The organism is uncultured Methanobrevibacter sp. (assembly GCF_902774605.1).
GTDB lineage: Archaea > Methanobacteriota > Methanobacteria > Methanobacteriales > Methanobacteriaceae > Methanocatella.
The window spans coordinates 22,373-29,628 of sequence record NZ_CACYJE010000017.1; the positions used below are offsets into that span (position 1 = coordinate 22,373).

Annotated in this window: 1 protein-coding gene; it reads right to left on the reverse strand. The window is 35.0% G+C overall.

The annotated features are described in order from the left end of the window. Positions 1-136: 136 nt before the first annotated feature. Positions 137-7,012, reverse strand: a complete 6,876-nt coding sequence (locus QZU77_RS05030) for a right-handed parallel beta-helix repeat-containing protein (RefSeq protein ID WP_295600942.1) — start codon at positions 7,010-7,012, stop codon at positions 137-139. Positions 7,013-7,256: the final 244 nt, after the last annotated feature.

Here is a 7,256-nt window from a genome sequence, read left to right on the forward strand (position 1 = left end):
AACATTCATAAATATCGTATTTACATTCTGATATATACAACATACCAATCATCCATGATTGTTGGACAAGGCACGTATAATGGGTTTGTTCATGATAATCATCTTATAAAAGAATAAGTGTAGGTGCGTGTTGCACCTACTTTTTAACTTTCACTTTTACTTTCTTGGTAATTTTACCATATGTTGCACTATATGTTACCTTTTTGCCCTTTTTGAGTTTTTTGAGAACTGATTTTTTAACAGTGATCTTAGCAACACCTTTAGCATTAGTTCTGGCCTTATAGGTTTTCTTATTAAACTTAAATTTAATAATCTTACCTTTAACCGCCTTACCATTTACTTTAAGTGTTGCCTGAATAGTTAATTTCTTAGCAGATCTCTTAACAGTAACCTTTTTAAGTGTTAAAGTTGTTTTCACAGGTTTAGTTGGGACTGCTGGTTTAACTGGGTTAACCGGATCAACTGGTTTTGAAGGATTACTGACCTTTAAACTTCCGGATGATGTGAAAGAGGAATATCTACCATCGCCGGAGTATGAAATAACATAATCATACTCACCATCAACCAATTCAGGAAGTTTAACACTAGTCTTACCCTCTGCTACATCAAAGACATAATCCTTGCCATTAATTGTTAATGTAACATTACCAGTAGCATCATCAGACAACACAATTGTAAATACGCCATTGCTTGAAAGACCATCCAATGATGGAATGACGACATCAGGTTTAACAACACTGACAACGAAACTATCACTTTGCATAGTTACTCCACTATAATTCAAATCACCCAGATAGATTAAGGTAGCCTTATAAGTTCCAGAAACCATAGCAAGAGCAATTGTTGCATTTCCTCGACCTTCAACGATCTTCACTGGATAATCAACACCCTCAATTCTCACAGTTACTGTTCCGTTAAATTTATTGCCGATTTTAATTTCATTTACAGTTATTTCAACAGATTCTCCGCTAACTCCATCAGGAACATGAATTTCAAATACTGGTGTTGTCAGTACTGCATTTGAATCATCCAATACTACTCCTTCAATGGAATCGTCAATGAATTTGGAATCTTCAATATTGACATTGGACGGAGGCATGCCCTCATGACTTGCAGATAGTACTGCACTACCATTATTTGCACCATTACTTTGGAACGTGGTATTTTTTATTGTTGCATTAGCATATAAGTTAACAATTGCTCCACCTGCAGATTGATTTCCGGATGCAACATTGCCTGAAAATATGGAGTCATCCACCATCAATTCACCCATTGCAGATAAGATTGCACCTCCATCAGCATTCAAAGTCGCAGTTGCAGTGTTATTGGAAAATGTAGTGTTTATCACAAATAACTTATTCTGATTATAAATTGCTCCGGCAGCTGCAGATTCAGTTCCTATTGCCCTGTTGAATGTTAAAGTTGAATCCCTCACATGTGTTTCACCCTCATTATAGATTGCTCCACCTAAAGCTAAACGACCATTTACAGTATTGTGTGACAAATCACAGGCAATTATTCTCAAATCACCATTTTCACTATTATATATGGCCCCTCCATAAGTGTTAAATGAAGAATTGTTTGCCAAATTATTTATTAAAATGGAATTGGTCATTGTTAAAAGACAATTATTATATATTGCACCACCTTTATGATTTGCCATGTTGTTTTCAAATATGGTGCCGATTACTGATACTACAACTCCATTACATATCGCACCACCATTATATGCATGATTGTCTTTAAATGTGGAGCCAGTTACTTTCAAAAATGGATCATTAGGAATCAGTGCAGTTAAAATGGATTCCTTTTGTGATGAGCCAAGAACATCATTTGCCAAAGGATTTGGAGCTTCAGGAGCTGTGTTGTCCACATCAACATATATCGCACCGCCGTAAAATGCAGAGTTATTGATAAATGTCGATTCGGTTATTTCGAAATTGCCGCTTAAAATATAAATTGCTCCACCATTATCTCTTGCATAGTTATTTATGAAAGTGGCACTGTCCAGAACCACATCATCTGAACTAAAGATTGCACCACCATCTACAGAAGCACTGTTGTTGGTTAGATTAGAATCATACATGTTTAAAACACCCCTATTACAGATTGATCCGCCCCTATTAGCATTGTTTTTATTAAATGAAGATTTATTAATTAATACAACATTATCTCCACCAATAAATATTGCCCCACCAATTTTACCAGCAGTGTTGCTGTCAAATATTGAATTGACCAGTGATAAAACAAGTTTCATACCTGTTGATGTAGCACGAAGATAATTTTTATTGTTTGCCTGTGAATTGAATACATGTGAACTGGTTGAAGGGTTTGCAGATGCCATATAATCATTCCATTCTGAAACATATATTGCACCACCGCAGTCATCTGCCGAATTGTTGTTAAACTCTGAGGAGATTATTGAAAAATCACCGCCCCAAATATAGATTGCTCCACCATTATCGCTTGCATAGTTATTTATGAAAGTGGCACTGTCCATAACTACATTACCCTCATTATTATATATTGCAGCACCATATTCAGCTTTGTTTCCTGTGAATGTGGAGTTAATTATAGTTAAATATGACCTCTCATTAAGGATTGCTCCTCCTTCATATCCATTGTTTAGGCTGAATGTAGATCCAATAATTGTCACATGCCCCTCATTATTATATATTGCAGCACCTCCACCAAAACCTTCAGAATTGTTGTGGAAAGTGGAGTTGGTGACTGTTAAATTACCCTCATTATGTATTGCTGCACCATTACTGTTTATTATGATTAGATTTTTGACACTTACCTTCCATTCAGGACCAATATACAAGAAATTATCCACATGATCACAGTCAATAATGTGACCTTTACCATCAATGGCTAAAGCATTTTCCTCTAAAAGATTAAAATACTCATCAATGAATGCAAAATCATCACCATCATCAATATAATCTCGATTCAATACTACATCCTTATGCTCAATCATACTATCAATAAATAAAGCATATAGATTACTAAATGAATTTATAGACAGTGAGAATCTAACATTTTCATAATTCACCGCAGGATATTCCTCATTTCCATTGAAAGTGATGTTGGCATAATAATCTCCAGAAGCCATGATTGAAGGTATTACATCAGTTTTACCTGTACCATTAACCATGTGAACAACATAATCTTCACCGCCAATAGTCAAAGTGATATCACCATTGAATCTTTCATCCTCTCTTTCAAATACTCGAATTCTTAAAGAAGAATCGAAAACCGCCATTAATCCAAATCTTGGAGGATTAATGATTGTATTTGAATCATCTGCAGTGAATCCATAAACATTGCCGTTGAAAATTTCATTATTACTGAAAACTACATTATCCTCGTTGCCTGTGCAAACAGCAACATCATCTTCTGCATAGTTGTTTCTTATTCTGGAGCCGATTACTGTCAAATAACCCTGATCATTATGGACAGCACCACCATAACTACCATATGCTCGATTGTTGTCCAATGTGGAGTTGACAATTGTCAAATTGTTTCCATTGCTATAAATCGCTCCACCACCCTCTTCTGCAGAATTGTTGTTTAATGTGGAATTGAATATTTCAAGACTGCCACCATTTATATAAATCGCTCCACCATAATCATTTACACCATTGCAGGTCAATGCAGAGGTGATGACAGTTAAAATGCCTTCTTTTACATAAACCGCTCCACCACCATCATACGCATAATTATCATCCAATGTAGAGTCAATTATAGTTAAATTACTTCCATCATTATAGATGGCTCCTCCTTCATCGTGCTTACCATTTACAAGGGTGACATTTTTGATTACCGCCTGTGCATTGTCAGCAATCTTGAATATCCTAGCCATTTCATTTGCGTCAATTGTACATCCATTACCTTGGATTATGACAGACCTATTAATCACAATACCGTTTGCAAAAGCCACATCATAATCTGAATCAAAATAAAAATCATTTGATAATTTGATTACAGGATTATCATAACCGTTAATTGTATAATTCAAAAACCAAAATGTATGCTCAGGAGCAGTAACTGTAATGGTTCCTTTGCTGACAATTACATTATCCAACCCGACATATGATGCTGAGACCTGATAAACACCATATTCATTAAAGGCATGAACTGCCCACCAAGTTCCATTTCCTGCATAATTTGCATTGATTTCAGTGCCGTTTGGCAAAATAAATAGTAATTTACCCGGCATGACTTCACTGAAAATATTAGACTTAGCAGTAATGTTAACAGTCTTGTTATTGGTTGTCTGAGAGGTGACATTCACATTAATGTTTGAGATTGTTTTTTCAGCTTCAGTGTAGTATGAATCAGCGTCATGGCAAACAGTGATGTAATAATTATCATCATCATTTATGTTTAAAACAATCTTTCCTTCATCATCTGTGACTTTAACCTCATTTAAAACCAAAATACCATTAACAACACCACTTACAGTGATGTTTTGACCGGTTGCCTTATTGGATCCAGACCTAATAGCACTGAGGGTTGTAATTCCAGTTGCTCCCCAATATTTCACATTGTTAAAAGTAACTTCAGCATCATTTCTGGAATAGATTGCATTTAAAAGGTTATTCTGACCTGTGAATATGATTGTAATATTATTATCATTTTTAACTACCTCCAAATCTTCTGCATTTGCCCTATTGTTTAAGAAAATAGAATTGGAAACAGTTAAAGTATCTGAAGAATAATTTTTGTAGAAGTAAATTGCAGAACCATTAGTCGCATTATTGCTAGTGAAATTACAATTTGACACAGTACCTGCATAATTGAAGAAAACTGCACCACCATACCCAGCAATGTTGCCAGTAAAATTACAATTTGACACAGTACCTCTAATACCAAACCTAATTGCACCACCATAATATGTTGCGGTGTTGTTAGTAAAATTACAATTTGTCAAACTACCAGTACCTTGGAGGTGAACTGCACCACCACCATCATAATTGCCAGTTCCAGTTGCTTTGTTGTTAATGAAATTACAATTTTTCACAGTACCTGTGCCACTAAACCTAATAGCACCACCACGATCAGCAGAGTTATCAGTAAAATTACAATTTGTCACTTCACTATCCTTATAGAAGTAAACTGCACCACCTGATTTATTTGCAGAGTTGTCAGCAAAATTACAATTTGTCACATTACCAGTATTCAAGAAGTAAACAGCCCCACCATCTCCAGAAGCAGTGTTGTTAGTAAAATTACAATTTACAGCCTTACTGGAAGAAATTACATCAAAATAAACCGCACCTCCACAACCGGAGTTTCCAGTTGCTTGATTATTAGTAAAACAACAATCAGTCACGTTACCATTACTGTTAAAGTAAATGGCACCACCATATATTGCTTTGTTGTTAGTGAAATTACAATCTGACATTGTGCCTTTAATAAAGTAAATGGCACCACCACTACCTGAGTTTCCAGTGTTATTAATGAAGTTACAGCCTGTCACAGTACCAGTACCCAAAAATACCAGTGCTCCACCACTAGATGTTGCAAGGTTATCTTTGAAATTGCAATTTATAGCCTCGCCAGTGGTTCCATCACTATAATAAATGGCACCACCATCAGTTGCGGTGTTGAGTGTGAAATTACAATTTATCACAGTACCATTACTTAAGAAGTAAACTGCACCCCCTTTACCAGTTGTGTAACCATTTGCGAAAGTTATGTTTTTCAGTATTACATTTTCTGCAGTGACATTGAATATTCTTCCTTTTCCATTGGCATCAATTGTATGACCCTGGCCGTCAATGGTTATTGAATCTATGATGTTAATTCCATTAATGTCAAAATCATTTTCGTATACATAATCTTTATCCAATTTTAATATTGAACCATAATTTGCAGAAATAAGATCCTGCAAATCAGAAAATATATAAACTAACTGTACACCATTAGTTTCATCAGAACTAGATTTAAAAATACATGAATAGACGATAACATTCAATGCGTTATTGGTACAAATAGCACCACTGTTACTAGCAGAGTTGCCATCAAAAACACAATTTACAGCCTTACCGGAAGAACTTACATCAAAATAAACGGCACCACCATTTTTTGCACTGTTATCAGTGAAATTACAATTTACAGTCACACTAGAAGAAACTTTTTCAAAATAAACCGCACCTCCACAACCGGAGTATCCAGTTGCTTGATTATTAGTAAAACAACAATCAGTCACGTTACCATTACTGTTAAAGTAAACTGCACCACCATATATTGCTTTGTTGTTAGTGAAATTACAATCTGACATTGTGCCTTTAATAAAGTAAATGGCACCACCACTACCTGAGTTTCCAGCGTTATTAATGAAGTTACAGCCTGTCACAGTACCAGTACCCAAAAATACCAGTGCTCCACCACTAGATGTTGCAAGGTTATCTTTGAAATTACAGTTTATAGCCTCGCCAGTGGTTCCATCACTATAATAAATGGCACCACCATCAGTTGCAGTGTTGAGTGTGAAATTACAATTTATCACAGCACCATTACTTAAGAAGTAAACTGCACCCCCTTTACCAGTTGTTTTTCCATTTGTGAAAATTATGTTTTTCAGTATTACATTTTCTGCAGTTATTTTGAATATTCTTGATTTTCCCTGTGCATCTATTTTAAATCCGTTTCCATCGATTGTTAGGGCTTTGTCAATAGGTATTCCTTCACTATCAAAACTGTCTTCGCATTCGTAATTCTTATTTAAGGTTAATGTTGAACCTTCTGTTGCTTGTGTAATATTTGCTTGCAGCTCAGCAAATGTTCCACTTTTTCCTTCACTTATCAGTCCATTATCTGTTTGACTGATTAATTCATTTTCATCTGTTAACATTATTTCATCAGCATCTGCCTGGGACAATTCAACAATTGAATCATCTTCATGGGCAATCACCGTATCGTTCACATCACTAGCACATACGCTTGCCACACCGAATATGAAGATGGCAAGCACCAGCAGTATCATGGTTTTCTTGTATTTCATGGTACCGTTTCTCCTTATTATTATAATATATTTTTTCAAGAATTTTGTTTTATTCTAAACAAACAATCTAAAAGACGATTTTTCCAGTTAAAACATTCAATTCTTGATATTGGGTCTATAAACTGATATTTATATAGCTACCTATTTTTTTTGTTGAAAAACAATTAACCGTAATTTTATCAACTAAAAAGTTATTAACTACTAAAAATAAATAAATATACTGAAAATGATTTATAAAGGGGCT

Bases quoted from the DNA above. Each gene is read 5' to 3' on its own strand.
- QZU77_RS05030 (WP_295600942.1), bottom strand. From the start codon at position 7,012: ATGAAATACAAGAAAACCATGATACTGCTGGTGCTTGCCATCTTCATA.